A 17,756-nucleotide genomic window follows, 5' to 3' on the forward strand; every position below is an offset into this window, starting at 1 on the left:
CGGGTGGCGCTGCGCTTACCCGACCTACAAATTGTTTTCCCTCTCCCTGTGGGAGAGGGCATCAGACCGCACAAAACTAAACTCCGTACCCCATCATCTTCAACAGCTGCTGCGCATGCTGCACCGCATCCTGTCGATGCGCCACGCCCAGCTTCTGGTACAGGTTGCGGATATGCGTTTTGATGGTGGTCGCCGCCACCGCCAGCTCGCCGGCAATCTGCTCGTTGCTGTAGCCTGAATAGATCAGCCCCAGAACCTGCCATTCGCGCTGGGTAAGCGGACTGGTGCGGATAAGCTCCGGCACTTCAGGGTGGTTTAGCAGACGTTCAACGAAGTTCTCATCGAAATGCGCAAACTTGTGGCGATGATGCTGGTTAATCTCGCGCAGAATGCGCTGGGCGCGATGCTGATCCAGCTCCGGCAGCGTGTTGAGCTGAATAAGCTGACGCAGCTGCTGGGCCATCACTTCCCCTTCAATCACAAAGTGGCTGATAAACCCGGTGCGGTTAGCCAGCTGTAGCGCCTCCAGCAGCACGCGCTGGGCATCGTTTTTACGGCCCGCCTGCCAGTATAGCTGATTTTGCAGCAGCAGGTTGCGGTTCAGGTCGCTCATCAGGCGCAGGCTGCGCGCGTTCTCGTTCAGCTCTTCCAGCACAATCTCAGCGGGCTCTAATTCACCGAGCAGGATCTGCGCGCGGGCAATGTTGCGCCACTGGCTCTGCAGGAAGTGGTTGTTGGCAAATTCCGGTTTTGGCGTCTGACGCAGCCAGTTGGCGGCGGATTTTTTATCGCCGGTCATCTGCCAGTAAATCACCCGGACCTTATCGGCGTTTGACACCCAGTCGCTATGATACTGGCCGTTGCCGAGCAGGTTTTCCAGGCGGTTAAGATGGTTGCGGGCGTTATCGAGATCGCCGCGCGCCAGCGAGCACTGCACCAGCAGCGCCAGGCACTGCAGCTGCTGCTGAGGCTGGAAACTGGAAAGAACATCCACACCCTGGCGGGCGCAGCTTTCTGCTTCATCCAGACGCGACCATGCCCACAGTAATTGAGCGCGAATACGCAGCAGGAACTCGTGCATCGGCAGCTGTTCCAGATGCTGCTCGCGAATCAGCTGGAACGCTTTCTCCTGGTTTTCCCAGGCGGCCTGCAGGAACCCCTGCGCGAATAAAATCTCGCTCTGCTGGATCAGGCTCCACAGCGCGTAGTGCCAGACATCATGACGACGCGCCATCTGTTCGGTTTGCTGCATCAGTGAAAGCGAGCGCGTGAGATCGCCTTTGCAGTGCAGCACTTCGCCGTGTACGGAGGTCGCCACGATGCGGCTGTAGAAGTTGGCCAGCGGCAGTTCATCCAGCGCGACCATTGCCAGCCGTTCCGCTTCGTCCGGGTCGCCGTCGTTAATGGCCACCTGAGCGCGCAGCGCGTTGAACTCGCCGTGCAGGGTGGTATCCATCTCGCTTTCCATCTCCTGCTCGGCGCGCGCCAGCAGGGTGTTCACTTCGCTGTAGCGATGCTGGCTCTGCATCAGCCAGGCCTGCAGCAGCACCAGACGCGGATTCTCCAGCAGGCTTTCCCACGGCAGGGCTTTGAGGGACTCTTCCAGCAGGGTCAGCTCGCTGTGGTTAAACAGGCCCCACGCGTGATTGAGGAGGATATCGCGCAGCATGCTGGCATCCCCGGCGGCGAGCGCGTGGTGGATGGCCTCGCTCGGGAAGCCCTGTGCCATCCAGCTTTCGGCAGCGGCGCGGTGGATCTCCGGCAGTTCAACCGCCAGCTCCCACTGACAGCGCTGGCGCAGGAAGCTACCAAACAGCGGATGATAGCTAAACCACTCGCCGGGATCGTCCATGCGCGTCAGGAAAAGGCCCTGACGTTCAATCTCTTCGAGCTGAAGCTGACCGTTTTCACAGCCCGTTACCCGCACGATCAGCGCATCGTTCATGGAGCGCAGCAGCGAGCTTTTCAGCAGGAAATTACGCGTCGAGGGATCGACGCTGTCCAGCACCTCATCCACCAGGTAATCAGAAAGGTGGCTGGCGTTGATGCCGGCCAGACGGCGCGCTGACTGGTGCGCCGGACTGTTGTTTTGCCGGGCAGAGAGGGCAATCAGCTGCAGCGCCGTTGCCCAGCCCGCGACGTCATCACACAGACGGCTGCTTTCGGCGGCCTCAATCGGTGAGTTCAGGCGGCAGTCGAAGAACTGTTTCGCTTCCTGGTGGGTAAAAGCAAGCTGTTGGCTACCCACTTCCAGAAGCTGATCGCGCACGCGCAGGTTGGCAATACCCAACTGCGGCAGGTTGCGTGACAGCACCACTAACGTCAGGTTTTCCGGCTGATGGCGCAGGAAGAAACGCATCGATTCATGAATCACCGGGTTAGTGATGAGATGGTAATCATCAATCACCACGTAAAGCGGGCGATGCCATTCAGCCAGTTCGATAAACAGCTGAGAGAAAAGGGAGGACAGGCTGGCGTACTGGCGCTTTTGCACCATCACCTCACTGGCGACGCAGTGTCCATGGGTGGCTTGCTGTATGGCGGCAATCAGATAGCTGGCAAAACGTTCTTGCTGGTTATCGCCCTCATCAAGGGAGTACCAGCCAAGATCGCTCTTACCTGCGGCCCATTGCGAGATGAGCGTTGTTTTTCCATAACCTGCAGGGCTCGTAACCAGCGCCAGTCGGAAATTATGCGCGCCGGAAAGTTTAGCCAACAGACGCTCGCGGACCACTGTATGGTCAAGACGAACCGGGCGACTTAATTTAGACGGAATCAACATAGGTTTCACTTCACTGTGGGGAACGAGAGATTTTATTTTTTTTTGCGCTTCGTAATTAATACGATATAAGGTCGGTCAGAAAGAGAACTATTGCAAGTTATGTCTGGATTTGGTGGCTCTGAATTTGCACTCTGTCACAAAACATTCAGGCAGATGATGGAACTTTCTGGAAAGGGCTTTAATGCCGCGTCAATGCTGGCTTGTATGGTTGTACTGCGGCTGCGCTGAAACTGGTTTCAGGAAGGGATAGTGACGTCAAATTTAATAAAGTGTGGGTAAAGTTCAGCGAGAATAATATCTTTCATCGTCATGACATCCTGTTGCAAAAATATTATTCCAGGTAAGTAATTATTTCGGCAGGGTTTAATTTCATCCGAAACTGCATTTCATTTCTTTGACATTCTCCTCGGTTACTTTTTTATCTTCCGGGCACACTCGAACTATGCTCTGAGAGTGGCCTTGATCACACTTTTCTGCTCATCCCCGCTACTCCTCCCTGTCTAATCCCCTACGGGAGGAGGAAGAGGTGAAATGAGCCAGGCACACTAGCGCCAACTTGTGTTTTCTTTCTAAAGGATGCCGATCCCCTATGTCACAGCCTACCTTCAACAAAGCTCAATTCCAGGCTGCCCTGACGCGTCAGTGGCAGCGTTTTGGCCTTCATGCTGCAAACGAGATGACGCCTCACCAGTGGTGGCAGGCAGTGAGCGGTGCGCTCGCAGAGCAGCTGGATGCTCAACCTCTGGCAAAACCGGCAAACGGGCAGCGCCATGTAAACTACATTTCAATGGAGTTCCTGATTGGCCGTCTGACGGGCAACAACCTGTTGAACCTCGGCTGGTATCAGGAGGTTGGTGACGTTCTTAAAGAACACGACATTAACCTGACCAATCTGCTGGAAGAAGAGATTGACCCGGCGTTGGGCAACGGTGGCCTGGGTCGTCTGGCGGCCTGTTTCCTGGATTCCATGGCGACCGTCGGCCAGTCGGCGATTGGTTACGGTCTGAACTACCAGTACGGCCTGTTCCGTCAGTCCTTCGCTGACGGCCATCAGATGGAAGCGCCGGACGACTGGCATCGCAATACCTACCCGTGGTTCCGCCATAACGCGCAGCTGGACGTGCAGGTTGGCATTGGCGGGAAAGTGACGAAACAAGGCCTCTGGGAACCTGCGTTCATCATTACCGGCGAAGCCTGGGATCTGCCGGTGCTTGGCTACCGTAACGGCGTGGCGCAGCCGCTGCGTCTGTGGCAGGCGAAGCACGCCCATCCGTTTAACCTGACCAAATTTAACGACGGCGATTTCCTGCGTGCCGAGCAGCAGGGCATCGACGCCGAGAAGCTGACCAAAGTTCTCTACCCGAACGACAACCACCTGGCCGGTAAAAAGCTGCGCCTGATGCAGCAGTACTTCCAGTGCGCCTGCTCCGTGGCGGACATTCTTCGTCGCCATCACCTGGCGGGCCGCAAGCTGGCGCAGCTGCCGGACTTCGAAGTCATTCAGCTCAACGACACGCACCCGACCATTGCCATCCCGGAACTGCTGCGCGTGCTGATTGACGAGCATCAGCTGAGCTGGGACGACGCCTGGGCCATCACCAGCCGTACCTTTGCCTACACCAACCACACCCTGATGCCAGAAGCGCTTGAGTGCTGGGATGAGAAGCTGGTGAAAGCGCTGCTGCCGCGCCACATGCAGATCATCAACAAGATTAACGACCAGTTTAAAACCCTGGTGGATAAAACCTGGCCGGGCAACAAAGCGGTCTGGGCGAAGCTGGCGGTGGTTCACGATAAGCAGGTACGCATGGCGAACATGTGCGTAGTGAGCGGCTTTGCGGTGAACGGCGTGGCGGCGCTGCACTCGGATCTGGTGGTCAAAGATCTCTTCCCGGAATACCACCAGCTGTGGCCGACCAAATTCCACAACGTGACCAACGGCATTACGCCGCGTCGCTGGATCAAGCAGTGCAACCCGCTGCTGGCTGGCCTGCTGGATAAGACCCTGAAGAAAGAGTGGGCCAACGATCTGGACCAGCTCATCAACCTGGAAAAATACGCTGACGACGCGAAATTCCGCGAACAGTACCGCGCGATCAAGCTGGAGAACAAAGTTCGCCTGGCGGCGTTCGTGAAAGCGCGCACCGGGATTGAGATCAACCCAAATGCGATTTTCGATATCCAGATCAAACGCCTGCACGAGTACAAACGTCAGCACCTGAACCTGCTGCACATTCTGGCGCTGTACAAAGAGATCCGCGAGAACCCGCAGGCTGACCGCGTGCCGCGCGTGTTCCTGTTCGGCGCGAAGGCGGCGCCGGGCTACTACCTGGCGAAAAACATTATCCTCGCCATCAATAAAGTGGCGGCGGCGATCAACAGCGATCCGAACGTGGGTGACAAGCTGAAGGTGGTGTTCCTGCCGGATTACTGCGTCTCGGCGGCTGAAATGCTGATCCCGGCGGCGGATATCTCCGAGCAGATCTCAACCGCAGGAAAAGAAGCCTCCGGTACCGGCAATATGAAGCTGGCGCTGAACGGCGCGCTGACCGTCGGCACGCTGGACGGGGCGAACGTCGAAATCGCCGAGAAGGTGGGCGAAGAGAATATCTTTATCTTCGGCCACACCGTGGAAGAGGTGAAAGCCATCAAGGCCAAAGGCTACGACCCGGTGAAATGGCGTAAGAAAGACAAAGTGCTGGACGCGGTGCTGAAGGAGCTGGAGAGCGGCAAATACAGCGACGGCGACAAGCACGCGTTTGACCAGATGCTGCACAGCATGGACAAACACGGCGGTGACCCGTATCTGGTGATGGCGGACTTCACGGCCTACGTTGAAGCGCAAAAACAGGTCGACGTGCTGTACCGTGACCAGGAAGCGTGGACCCGCGCGTGCATCCTGAACACCGCCCGCTGCGGCATGTTCAGCTCTGACCGCTCAATCCGTGATTATCAGGCCCGTATCTGGCAGGCAAAACGCTAAGGAAGCGCGATGGAGAGTAAACGTCTGGACAGTGCCGCGCAGGCGGCGGGAATTAGCCTCAGTTACATTAATGCTCACGGCAAACCACAGTCTATTGGCGCCGACACCAAAAGACGTTTGCTGGATGCCATGCACAAAACCGACGCGAAAGCGTCGGCTGCGCCGGTGCCGAACGTGAAGGTATTCACCGCAGGTAAAAAGATGCCGCTCGCGGTGGAAGGGCGCGGCGAGTTTAGCTGGCTGCTCACGACCGAAGAGGGGCATCAGCACAAAGGCCACGCCACCGGCGGCAAAACCCTTAACCTTCCGGCGAAGCTGCCGGAGGGCTACCACACCCTGACGCTCACCCAGGACGATCGGCGTTTCCACTGCCGGGTGATCGTCGCGCCAAAACGCTGCTACGAGCCGCAGGCGCTGCTCGAAGGGAAAAAGCTGTGGGGCGCCTGCGTGCAGCTCTATACGCTGCGCTCCGACAGCAACTGGGGGATCGGTGATTTTGGCGATCTGAAGAACATGCTGGCATCCGTGGGCGAGCGCGGCGGCGCGTTTATCGGCCTCAACCCGATCCACGCCCTCTATCCGGCCAACCCGGAGAGTGCCAGCCCGTACAGCCCGTCCTCCCGTCGCTGGCTGAACGTGATTTATATCGACGTTAACGCCTTAGATGACTTCAAAAACAGCCAGGAGGCGCAGGCCTGGTGGAAACTCAGTACCACGCAGCAGGCGCTGAAGCAGGCGCGCGAAGCCGACTGGGTGGACTATTCCACCGTCACGGCGCTGAAAATGGCCGCGCTGCGTCTGGCGTGGAAAGGCTTTTCGCAGCGCGATGACGAGCAGATGGCGGCGTTCCGCCAGTTCGTGACGCAGGAGGGCGAGAGCCTGTACTGGCAGGCGGCGTTCGATGCGCTGCACGCGTATCAGGTGAAAGAGGACGAAATGCGCTGGGGCTGGCCGGTCTGGCCTGAAGCGTATCAATCCGTCGATACGCCGGAAGTGAAAGCGTTCTGTAAAAAATATGCCGATGAAGTGGACTTCTACCTGTGGCTGCAGTGGCTGGCGTACAGCCAGTTTGCCGCCTGCTGGCAGGTGAGCCAGGGCTATAAAATGCCGATTGGCCTGTACCGCGATCTGGCCGTAGGTGTGGCAGAGGGCGGCGCGGAAACCTGGTGCGACCGTGAACTCTACTGCCTGAAGGCCTCCGTCGGCGCGCCACCGGATATCCTGGGGCCGCTCGGCCAGAACTGGGGCTTACCGCCGATGGACCCGCACGTCATGGCGGCGCGCGCCTACGAGCCGTTTATCGACCTGCTGCGCGCCAACATGCAGAACTGCGGGGCGCTGCGTATTGACCACGTGATGTCCGTGCTGCGCCTGTGGTGGATCCCGTACGGTGAAACGGCGGATCACGGGGCATACGTGCAGTATCCGGTTGACGATCTGCTGTCGATCCTGGCCCTGGAAAGCAAGCGTCACCAGTGCATGGTGATCGGTGAAGATCTCGGTACCGTGCCGGTGGAGATTGTCAGCAAGCTCCGCGACAGCGGCGTCTACTCCTATAAAGTGCTCTATTTTGAAAACGACCATGAGAAAACCTTCCGCGCGCCGCAAGCGTACCCTGAACAGTCAATGGCAGTCGCGACGACGCATGACCTTCCTACGCTTCGTGGCTATTGGGAAAGCGGCGATCTGACCCTTGGCAAAACGCTGGGCCTGTATCCTGACGAAGAGGTGTTACGCGGTCTTTATCAGGATCGCGAGCTCTCCAAACAGGGGCTGCTGGATGCGCTGCATAAGCATGGCTGTCTGCCGAAGCGCGCCGGGCATAAAGCGTCGCTGATGGCGATGACTGCGACACTCAACCGCGGTTTGCAGCGCTATATTGCCGACAGCAACAGCGCCCTGCTGGGCCTGCAGCCGGAAGACTGGATTGATATGGCGGAGCCGGTGAACATTCCGGGTACCAGCTATCAGTACAAGAACTGGCGTCGCAAGCTGTCCACCACGCTTGAGGCGATGTTTGCCGATGACGGGGTGAACAGGCTGATTAAGGATTTGGATAAGCGGCGAAAAGCTGCTGGTAAGAAGTAATAAAAAACCCGCCAGTGGCGGGTTTTTTATTATCAGGTGGTGCTCATGTAGGTCGGGTAAGGCGTAGCCGCCACCCGACTTAGGGCATCAGACCACCATATTCAGCAGCAGCACCCCGACCAGACCGCACACCGAAATAATGGTTTCCAGCGCGGACCAGGACTTGATGGTTTCACCGATCGTCAGGTTGAAGTACTCCTTGAACAGCCAGAAGCCCGGATCGTTTACGTGAGAGAAAATCACGCTACCGGAACCGACGGCGATAACCATCAGCTCAGGGCTCACGCCCGTGGTGGCAATCAGCGGCGCAACGATGCCGCCTGCGGTGATCGCTGCAACGGTCGCAGAACCCAGCGCAATACGCAGAACCGCGGCAATAGACCAGGCCATCAGGAGCGGCGACACGTTGGTTTCATGCATCATGGCAGCGATGTATTTGTCCACGCCGCTGTCAACCAGAACCTGTTTGAACGCACCGCCACCGCCGATGATCAGCAGCATCATGGCAATGATTTTGATGGAAGAGGTCAGCGTGTCGTTGATCTGATCCATGGAGCGGCCGCGGTTCAGACCGAAAGTGAACATCGCGATCAGCACGGCAATCAGCGTTGCCATCACCGGGTCACCCAGGAATTCTGCAACGGACAGGAACGCATGACCTTTTGGCAGAACCATCTCTGCCACGGCGCGCATCGCCATCAGGATCACCGGTACCAGAGAGGTCCAGACGCTGACGCCAAAGCCAGGCATCTCTTCTTCGGTGAAGGTTTTGGCGCTGTACAGACCTTCCGGAATCGGCTTATCAATGCCTTTCAGGAAGCGGGCATAAACCGGGCCTGCCAGAATCACCGTTGGGATCGCCAGAATCGTACCGAACAGCAGGGTTTTACCCATGTCGGCGTGGAAGATGGTGGCGATAGCGGTTGGGCCCGGGTGCGGCGGCAGGAAGCCGTGGGTCACGGACAGCGCCGCGGCCATTGGCACACCGACATACAGCAGCGGGATGCTCGCGGCAGCCGCAATGGTGAACACCAGCGGCAGCATCAGCACGAAGCCCACTTCATAGAACAGCGCGAAACCAACGGTAAAGCCGGTTAACACCACTGCCCACTGAATGTTCTTCTTACCAAATTTGTCGATAAGCGTGGTGGCAATACGCTGCGCGCCACCGCAGTCCGCCAGCATTTTACCGAGCATGGCGCCGAAGCCCATGATCAGCGCCAGGCTGCCGAGCGTGCCGCCGACACCGGCTTTAATCGAGCTGATAACTTTTACCAGCGGCATCCCCTGCATCAGACCGACTGCAAGTGCCACCAGAACCAGAGCGATAAATCCGTTCATTTTGAAGCGGATCATCAAGAGCAGTAATAACACAACACCGATAGCAACGATGACTAATGGCATGATTTACCTGGCCTTTGAATTGTTATGGGTAACGTCATTGTTTCAACGACAAATTCCGGTTGTCCCAACTGGGAACAGAGAAGTAACGGCACTAATACTGATGCCTTTTAAACGATTAAGTTTAGTCGGCTGTTATGAGTGTGCTTAGTGCCCATGAGAATGATACGGGTAACATGACGTGATTGAGAATCACCCTGGAAGGCAAAATGTGAATTATGAGACGCAGGTCAACATATAGAGGGGAGCGAAGAGGGGGAGCAGGGTTTTGTAGGCCCGGTAAGCGCAGCGCCACCGGGCAATACAGATCGGCGCTGAATCAGTAGTAAGAGTGCTCGCCGCGCTGGTGTTCGGTCAGGTCACGCACGCCTTTCAATTCCGGGAACTCGTTCAGCAGCTGCTTCTCGATCCCTTCTTTCAGGGTGACATCGACCATTGAACAGCCGTTACAGCCGCCGCCAAACTGCAGAATGGCAAAACCTTCGTCGGTGATTTCCATCAGGGAAACACGACCGCCATGGCCAGCCAGCTGCGGGTTAATCTGGGATTGCAGCAGATACTCAACGCGCTCCATCAGCGGAGCATCGTCAGACACTTTACGCATTTTCGCGTTCGGCGCTTTCAGGGTCAGCTGAGAACCCAACTGATCGGTGACGAAGTCGATCTCCGCATCTTCAAGATACGGTGCGCTCAGCTCATCAACATAGGCGGTGAGCTGTTCAAATTTAAGGGCAGTGTCGGTGGCTTCCACGGCGTCCGGAGGACAATAAGAAACACCACATTCTGCATTCGGCGTGCCTGGATTGATCACAAACACACGGATCTGCGTCCCTTCTTCCTGATTTGCCAGCAGTTTGGCAAAGTGCGCTTGTGCAGAATCGGAAATACGGATCATAGCTTTGGCCTAATAGTTGACTAAATTACCTGGGTATAATCATACGCCCATTGAAGAAGGGCTACAAGGTACGGCACAGACACCATACCTGAACCGACGCGGCGCCGCTTTGCAAAAGCAGTCGGGAAAGTTCAGCAACGGTACTGCCTGTGGTGACGACATCATCCACAATCGCGATATGGAGACCGTCGACCGGCAATTCAAGGCGAAAGGCATTTTTGAGGTTTCTTTTGCGAAGCCGGGCGCTGAGCTGATGCTGGATGGCGGTGGCATGAACACGCGTCAGCGCGCGGGCATCATACTGACAGCCAAGCCACCGGGCGAGGGGACGGCAGATCAGGTCGCTCTGATTGTAACCGCGTCGCCAGTGGCGGCGTCGGTAGAGGGGAACATTCACCACCCTGTCGATTTTCGGCAATGCGCGGTGGCGCCGCGCCTGCAAAACCGCCAGCAGTAGCAGTCGCGCAAGGGGCTGTGCCAGGGAACTTTGACCGGAAAACTTCAGCGCGTGAATCAGCCTGCTCAGCGGCGGAACATAATCATCCACCGCCACCAGCGCGCTCCACGGCGGGGATTTTTTCAGGCACCGGCCACAGGGCAAAGAGGGATTTGTGGCCGGTAAACCACATTGTGGACAGATCCCGATACGCCATTGCAGCGATCGCGTACAGACGGAGCAGATGCCCCACCTGCTGAGTGCCAGCGGCATTCGGCATAGCCAGCACAACCCAGGTACTGTTAGCATGTGCAACCTCCATGTGAAAAAGAGAACAGTAACTGATGAAGACGCTGTGGTGGCAGACCGTCGGAACGGGAAATTGCCATCTTGTGCTGCTGCACGGATGGGGACTGAATGCTGAGGTGTGGCGTTGCGTAAGCGAGGAACTTGCCTCGCAATTTACGCTGCATCTGGTGGATTTGCCGGGTTATGGCCGCAGCCGCGGCTTTGGCGCGATGTCGCTTGATGAGATGGCGCAGCAGGTTCTGGACGCCGCGCCGCAAAACGCTGTCTGGCTGGGCTGGAGCCTGGGCGGGCTGGTGGCAAGCAAGATTGCGCTGGATAACCCCGGGCGCGTAAGCGCGCTGGTTACCGTTGCCTCGTCACCCTGCTTTAGCGCGCAGGACGCGTGGCCGGGGATCAAGCCTGAAGTGCTGGCAGGATTCCAGCAGCAGCTAAGCGACGATTTCCAGCGGACGGTGGAGCGTTTTCTCGCGCTGCAGACGATGGGTACAGAAACCGCGCGTCAGGACGCGCGCACGCTGAAGCAGACCGTGCTGTCGCTGCCGATGCCTGACGTTGAGGTGCTTAACGGGGGGCTTGAGATACTCAAGACGATCGATCTGCGTGAACCGCTGGCGTCGCTGGCGCTTCCGCACCTGCGTATGTATGGCTATCTGGACGGGCTGGTTCCGCGTAAGGTGGTTCCACTGCTGGATAACCTGTGGCCGGAAAGCCAATCAATGGTGGTCGCTAAAGCGGCACACGCGCCATTTATTTCACATCCTGGCGAGTTTTGTTCGGCGCTGTCCGCCTTTATTCGCGCAGTGCCCACCACTCCCTGAGGCAGGCTTTTCCTTCCGGGCAATGTTTACAGCTGCCGGACAGACAACCGTCCGGCTCTTCCTGAATGCGCACCGCTTTCCCCATGGCTTCCAGTCTTTCCAGCATGGCGTCGATCATCGGCTGCGGCGTATGCAGGCTGAGGCTCAGCTGTTTCGCCTCCATTCGCCCCTGCAGTGCCAGCAGGTCACGAACCTGAATCAACGATGCCATGGGGTGTGCTCCTTAGTGACAGTCGCCTGCCGGGCTGTTGCAGCAGGTTGCGGCGGTTTTACGGTTTGCCAGCAGGTCGATGTCGACGCGGCTGCGTGCCCGCCGCAGCAGGCCGAGAACGATCACGTTAAACAGCACAACCGCGAGAATGCAGACCAGGCTGTAGCGCGGGTGCTGGCTGAAATTGACGGTTTGATAAAACAGCGTCGCCAGCGAATACGCGATGTTTAATCCCCACAGGATGGAGAAGCCCATCCAGCCGCGGCTGGACTCGCGGGCAATCGCCCCCATCACGGAGATGCATGGAATATAGAGCAGAACGAAGATGAGGTAGCTGTAGGCCGCGGACGCGCTGCCAAACTTCTCGCCCATCACGCCCATGGCACCGGTCGCCATCTCGCCGTCGCCTTTGCTCGCCTCAATCGGGTTCGCCAGCACGCTCAGGCTGAAGGTGTCCTTCAGGCTCTGCCAGGTTTCCTCTACGGCACCCAGCAGTTCGTCACCGAGGTGAAACTCCGCCGGGTTAAATTCCTGCTCCTGAATGTTCTCGGCGGTGTAGAGCGTGTTCAGGGTACCGACAACCACCTCTTTTGCCATCGCGCCGGTAAACAGCCCGACGGTTGCCTGCCAGTTATCCTCATGCACGCCAATTGGTTTGAAGACCGGCGTGATGACGCGGCTGACGGAGGCGAGGGCAGAGTCGTTAATGTTATCCGCTGCCTGTCCACTCAGGGTAAAGCTGTTCAGCGCGCTCAGGAAAACGCTGACGATGACAATCACCTTACCGGCGCGCAGGACGAAGCCTTTCAGGCGCTGCCAGGTCTGGATCGCCAGGCTTTTCAGATGGGGGACGTGGTACACCGGCAGCTCCATCACGAACGGCGACGCTTCACCGCGCATGATGGTGTGTTTCAGCATTAAGCCGGTCAGGATCGCCATCACGATGCCCAGGACATACAGCGAGAAGACCGCCAGCGCGCCCTGCTGGCCAAAGAAGGCTGCCGCAAAGACCGCAAAGATCGCCAGTCGGGCACCGCAGGACATAAACGGCGCCATCATGATGGTCATCAGACGCTCGCGCGGTGCATCCAGCGTGCGCGCGCCCATCACCGACGGCACGTTACAGCCGAAGCCGACGATCAGCGGGACGAAGGATTTGCCCGGCAGGCCCAGCGCCTGCATCAGACGATCCATCACGAACGCCGCGCGTGCCATGTAGCCGGAATCTTCCAGGAACGAGAGGAACAGGTACATCATGCCGATCTGCGGCACCAGCGGCAGAACGGTATTGATACCGCCGCCGATCCCCTGCGCGAGGAAGATGGTGAGCCATTCCGGGAAGTGCAGGGTGTAGCCCACCCACTGAATGCCGTGCACGAAGACCGCGACGGAACCGGCGTCAAAAATCGGCTGCAGCGCGCCACCGATGTTAATGGCGAGCAGGAACATCACGTACATCACCAGCAGGAAGATGGGCAAACCGAGGAAGCGGTTGAGCACAATCTTATCCACCGCCGCCGTAAAGCGGCTGGGTTCTGCCGTCAGTGCGTTACTGACCACGTCGCAGATCGAGGCGATAGCCTGGTAACGGGCATCGGCGATGTGCAGCGCCGGGTCGTCCAGCTCGTCGCTAAGACGGGCCACCGTCACGTCCAGCTTATCGGCCGCATGACCGGCATAAGCGCGGCTGTAGATATCCCCTTCCAGCATCTGCAGGCCAAGCCACAGGCGCTGTTTCGCAGGCATGGCTTTGTCCATCTCCTGCGCCAGCACGTTGGCTTCGCGCAGGAGAGGCTGGGCGTAATGCACCAGCTCAACGTCGCGATTTCCCGCGTGACGGTCAATGGCCAGCTTCAGCGCATCAATACCGCGCGCGCGCGTCGAGACCAGCGGAACGACCGGGCACCCGAGGCGCGCGGAGAGGGCATCAACGTCGATGCGTAGCTTTTGTTTCTCTGCGATGTCGAGCATGTTGAGCGCCACGATGCAGGGGATACCCAGCTCCAGCAGCTGCAGCGTCAGATAGAGGTTACGCTCGAGGTTTGAGGCATCGACCACGTTGATCAGCAGATCCGCGTCGCCGCCAAGAATGTAGTGACAGGCGATTTGCTCATCGAGCGAAGTTTGCGACGAAATGGTGGTTAAGGAGTAGGTGCCGGGAAGGTCAACCAGCGTCACCTGGTTGTCTGTCGTCGTGAACTGGCCCTCTTTACGTTCAACCGTTACGCCCGCCCAGTTGCCCACGCGCTGGCGAGCCCCGGTCAGCTGGTTAAAAAGCGTAGTCTTGCCGGAATTAGGATTGCCAATTAAGCCAATAGTTAACTTTTTCATTTTTCTGGACTCACTGAAACCGCTGGCTTGTTATCGGGATAAGGCTTCGACTTCTATTAACGCGAGGTCTTTTTTACGCAGGACCAGATTCACGCGTCGGGTTTCGATATGAACCGGATCGCCTAACGGTGCCACGCGTACGACCTGGAATGACGAGCCGGGCAGCATGCCAAGCGACAGCAGCTTTTGCCGATAGGCCGGGCTAATTTCGCGGGTAAAACCGGTAATCTTCCATGCACTGTCTGGAGTGAATTGCATAACGCCTGATTCCACGAAAGGTTAAATTATCTACTATGCGATGATAATGAGAATAGTTTTTATCAGCAATATTAAAACTGTGACGGAATGTTGTTTACGGTATTAATTTACGGCCTGTTTGACCTTGCTCAATATTTGCTGAAATGCCGGGAAAACGAAAAGAGAGGTATTTGTTAACGGGGTGATAATTCGCGGTTTAAATATGGCTACACGCTATTTATTTTAATTCCCTGCGGCCTGCTTGCCGGGCGGCACTGCGTTTGCCCGGCCTACAAAACCGTAGGCCCGGTAAGCGTAGCGCCACCGGGCATGTACAACCTTAGCGTTTTTTACCCATCGCGGCCGCCAGCGCATCCATCATCGCGCTGTTGCCTGCAGGCTGGGCGTCACGTCCACGCGGCTTCGCGGCTTTCGCGGCCGGACGCTGCTGCTCGCGGCCCCCGCCGTTGCCGCCGCGGCGCGCGCTGGTGTCACCCGGCTGCTCGTCCAGACGCATGGTCAGGGCGATACGCTTGCGCTGCAGATCCACTTCCAGCACTTTGACCTTCACGATGTCGCCCGCTTTGACCACGGTGTGCGGGTCTTCAACGAACTTGTCGGCAAGGGATGAGATATGGACCAGGCCATCCTGATGCACGCCGATATCCACAAACGCGCCAAAGTTGGTGACGTTGGTCACCGCACCTTCCAGCACCATCCCTGGCAGCAGGTCGTTCATGGTCTCGATACCGTCAGCAAAGGTCGCCGTTTTGAACTCAGGACGCGGATCGCGGCCCGGTTTTTCCAGCTCTTTAATAATGTCGGTAACGGTTGGCACACCAAATTTGTCGTCAGTGAAATCAACGGCTTTCAGGTTGCGCAGGGCGCTGCTGTCGCCCATGAGATCCTTCAGCGCCTGCTGGGTGGCGGCCAGGATGCGTTCCACCACCGGGTACGCTTCCGGGTGAACGGTGGAGGCATCGAGCGGGTTATCGCCGTGGTTGATGCGCAGGAAGCCCGCGCACTGCTCAAACGCTTTTGGCCCCAGACGGCTTACCTTCAGCAGCTGCTGACGGTTCTGGAACTGGCCGTTCTCATCGCGCCAGGCGACGATGTTTTGCGCCATCATGCGGGTTAAGCCCGCTACGCGGGTCAGCAGAGGAACGGAGGCGGTGTTCAGATCGACGCCAACGGCGTTTACGCAGTCTTCCACCACCGCATCCAGCTTGCGCGCCAGCTGAGTCTGGCTCACGTCATGCTGATACTGGCCCACGCCGATTGATTTCGGGTCGATCTTCACCAGTTCCGCCAGCGGATCCTGCAGGCGGCGAGCGATCGAGACCGCACCGCGCAGGGAAACGTCCAGGTCCGGGAACTCCTGTGCCGCCAGCTCGGACGCGGAGTAGACGGATGCCCCGGCCTCGCTGACGATCACTTTCTGCGCCGTCACTTTCGGGAACTGCTTCTGCACGTCGAGGTAGAAACGTTCGGTTTCGCGGGACGCCGTACCGTTGCCAATGGCGACAAGTTCGACGTTGTATTTTTCGCACAGCGCCGCCACCACGACGGCCGCTTTCGCTGCCTGGCCGGTGTGCGGATAGATGGTGTCGGTGGCGACCAGCTTGCCGGTGCCGTCAACGACAGCGACTTTTACACCGGTACGCAGACCCGGATCGAGACCCATGGTCGCGCGCAGGCCAGCAGGGGCGGCCATCAGCAGGTCGTGCAGGTTGCGGGCGAAGACGTTGATGGCTTCATCCTCGGCGCGTTCGCGCACGGTGCCCATCAGCTCGGTTTCCAGGTGCATCAGCACCTTGATGCGCCAGGTCCAGCTCACCACGCCTTTGCGCCAGCTGTCAGCCGGGGCGTTGTTCAGGCGCAGGCCAAGATGGTCGATGATGATCTGCTCGCAGTGGCTCTCTTTCGGCGGCTCGTCAAACTGCGGGTCGGCGTTCAGGGAGAGCTGCAGCACGCCTTCGTTGCGGCCGCGGAACATTGCCAGCGCGCGGTGAGAAGGGGTGGTGGAAATCGGTTCGTGGTGATCGAAGTAGTCGCGGAATTTCGCGCCTTCTTCCTCTTTACCCGCGACGACGGTAGAGACGATGTGGGCGTTCTTCCACAGATAATCACGCACTTTAGCGAGGAGGGCGGCATCTTCAGCGAAGCGCTCCATCAGGATGTAGCGCGCGCCGTCCAGAGCAGCCTTGGTGTCCGCTACGCCTTTGTCGGCGTCGATGAATTTCGCCGCTTCGGTATCCGGATCGTGGGACGGCTCGTTCCACAACAGGTCGGCCAGCGGCTCAAGACCCGCTTCAATTGCAATCTGTCCGCGCGTGCGGCGCTTCGGCTTGTACGGCAGATAGAGGTCTTCGAGTTCGGTTTTGCTCAGGGTGCCGTTAATGGCGCTTTCCAGCTCGCTGGTCAGCTTGCCCTGTTCGCCGATGGATTTGAGGATCGCCTGACGACGTTCTTCCAGTTCGCGCAGATAACCGAGACGGGTTTCCAGGTTACGCAGCTGCGTGTCATCCAGACCGCCGGTGACTTCCTTACGATAGCGTGCAATAAACGGCACGGTGTTCCCTTCATCAAGCAGGCGAACGGCAGCTTCTACCTGTTCGGCTCTGGCCTGAAGTTCACCCGCAATAATGCGGCAGAGCGAATCTTTCATCATGGCTTTATCATCTGTTGAGTCGAAAAAATCAGGGGATAGTTATACGGGCTGACACGGCAAAATGCCAGCCGGGGAGGGCGCTCTCGGACTATTTTACGTAGACGATCTCATTAACGTACCAGCTGGCTTCACCGGCTGGGGTTTGCACGACGGCCAGATCGCCCACTTCCTTTTTCAGCAGCGCGCGGGCCATCGGGGAGTCGATGGAGATGTAATCCTTACGACCAAAAATTTCATCGTAGCCGACGATGCGAAAACGCAGGGTGTCACCGTCGTCGTTTTCAATCTCCACCCACGCGCCGAAGAAGACTTTGCCCTCCTGCTGCGGGGAGTAATCGACGATTTTCAGGTTCTCAAGGCACTTCGTCAGATAGCGTACACGGCGGTCAATTTCGCGCAGCCGCTTCTTGTTGTACTGGTAGTCAGCGTTTTCGCTGCGATCGCCCAGGCTCGCGGCCCAGGTCACCTTTTTGGTCACCTCAGGACGCTCTTCGCGCCAGAGGAAATCCATCTCTTTTTTGAGCTTCTCGTACCCTTCGCGGGTGATCAGGGGCGTTTTCATGGTGCTGCCTTTGCTGCCGGTTCTCTGTTTTG

General features: G+C 58.0%; 12 protein-coding genes. 3 read left to right on the forward strand and 9 right to left on the reverse strand.

All coding sequences use genetic code 11. From position 1 onward, the window contains the following. Nucleotides 1–76: 76 nt before the first annotated feature. Nucleotides 77–2,782, reverse strand: coding sequence for an HTH-type transcriptional regulator MalT (malT, locus tag N6P30_RS07745; RefSeq protein WP_008503059.1), 2,706 nt, complete (start codon nucleotides 2,780–2,782; stop codon nucleotides 77–79). Nucleotides 2,783–3,371: 589 nt separating this feature from the next. On the opposite strand from malT, the gene malP reads away from it, so the two are divergent. Further along, a complete protein-coding gene (malP, locus tag N6P30_RS07750; protein WP_023294727.1) occupies nucleotides 3,372–5,765 on the forward strand; it encodes a maltodextrin phosphorylase in 2,394 nt (797 codons plus the stop codon). A 9-nt stretch (nucleotides 5,766–5,774) separates the two neighbouring features. Next, on the forward strand, nucleotides 5,775–7,853 hold the full coding sequence (gene malQ / locus N6P30_RS07755) for a 4-alpha-glucanotransferase (protein ID WP_023294726.1): 2,079 nt from the start codon (nucleotides 5,775–5,777) through the stop codon (nucleotides 7,851–7,853). 87 nt (nucleotides 7,854–7,940) lie between these two features. Here the strand turns inward: malQ and gntT are convergent, their stop codons facing one another. The 3 genes from gntT to gntX all read right to left on the reverse strand — a co-directional run bounded on the left by gntT (nucleotide 7,941) and on the right by gntX (nucleotide 10,894). Further along, nucleotides 7,941–9,257, reverse strand: coding sequence for a gluconate transporter (gene gntT, locus N6P30_RS07760; protein ID WP_013099097.1), 1,317 nt, complete (start codon nucleotides 9,255–9,257; stop codon nucleotides 7,941–7,943). Between the two features lie 316 nt (nucleotides 9,258–9,573). Continuing rightward, a complete protein-coding gene (gene nfuA, locus N6P30_RS07765; RefSeq protein ID WP_008503055.1) occupies nucleotides 9,574–10,149 on the reverse strand; it encodes a Fe-S biogenesis protein NfuA in 576 nt (191 codons plus the stop codon). Nucleotides 10,150–10,210: 61 nt separating this feature from the next. Then, complete coding sequence (gene gntX, locus N6P30_RS07770) at nucleotides 10,211–10,894, reverse strand: DNA utilization protein GntX (RefSeq protein ID WP_023294725.1); 684 nt, start codon at nucleotides 10,892–10,894, stop codon at nucleotides 10,211–10,213. Nucleotides 10,895–10,929: 35 nt separating this feature from the next. Here gntX and bioH point away from each other — a divergent pair, with 35 nt between their 5' ends. Further along, nucleotides 10,930–11,712, forward strand: a complete 783-nt coding sequence (bioH, locus tag N6P30_RS07775; RefSeq protein ID WP_008503053.1) for a pimeloyl-ACP methyl ester esterase BioH — start codon at nucleotides 10,930–10,932, stop codon at nucleotides 11,710–11,712. On the opposite strand, the gene feoC is transcribed toward bioH, so the two are convergent. The 5 genes from feoC to greB all read right to left on the reverse strand — a co-directional run bounded on the left by feoC (nucleotide 11,684) and on the right by greB (nucleotide 17,724). Then, complete coding sequence (feoC, locus tag N6P30_RS07780) at nucleotides 11,684–11,923, reverse strand: [Fe-S]-dependent transcriptional repressor FeoC (protein WP_008503052.1); 240 nt, start codon at nucleotides 11,921–11,923, stop codon at nucleotides 11,684–11,686. The two genes, bioH and feoC, sit on opposite strands and share 29 nt — an antisense overlap. 12 nt (nucleotides 11,924–11,935) lie before the next feature. Next, entirely contained in the window at nucleotides 11,936–14,254 is a 2,319-nt protein-coding gene (gene feoB, locus N6P30_RS07785) for a Fe(2+) transporter permease subunit FeoB (protein ID WP_021242189.1), read from the reverse strand. A 30-nt stretch (nucleotides 14,255–14,284) separates the two neighbouring features. Next, nucleotides 14,285–14,512, reverse strand: a complete 228-nt coding sequence (feoA, locus tag N6P30_RS07790; protein WP_008503050.1) for a ferrous iron transporter A — start codon at nucleotides 14,510–14,512, stop codon at nucleotides 14,285–14,287. Between the two features lie 319 nt (nucleotides 14,513–14,831). Beyond that, nucleotides 14,832–17,162 carry a Tex family protein gene (locus tag N6P30_RS07795; protein ID WP_021242190.1) on the reverse strand — a complete coding sequence of 777 codons (2,331 nt, stop codon included), beginning with the start codon at nucleotides 17,160–17,162 and terminating at the stop codon, nucleotides 14,832–14,834. An 88-nt stretch (nucleotides 17,163–17,250) separates the two neighbouring features. Further along, nucleotides 17,251–17,724: a transcription elongation factor GreB gene (gene greB / locus N6P30_RS07800; protein ID WP_008503048.1), complete on the reverse strand. Its 474-nt coding sequence runs from the start codon at nucleotides 17,722–17,724 to the stop codon at nucleotides 17,251–17,253. Between the last annotated feature and the right edge of the window lie 32 nt (nucleotides 17,725–17,756).

The sequence above is a fragment of the Enterobacter sp. PL1 genome (assembly GCF_945957325.1).
GTDB lineage: Bacteria > Pseudomonadota > Gammaproteobacteria > Enterobacterales > Enterobacteriaceae > Enterobacter > Enterobacter roggenkampii.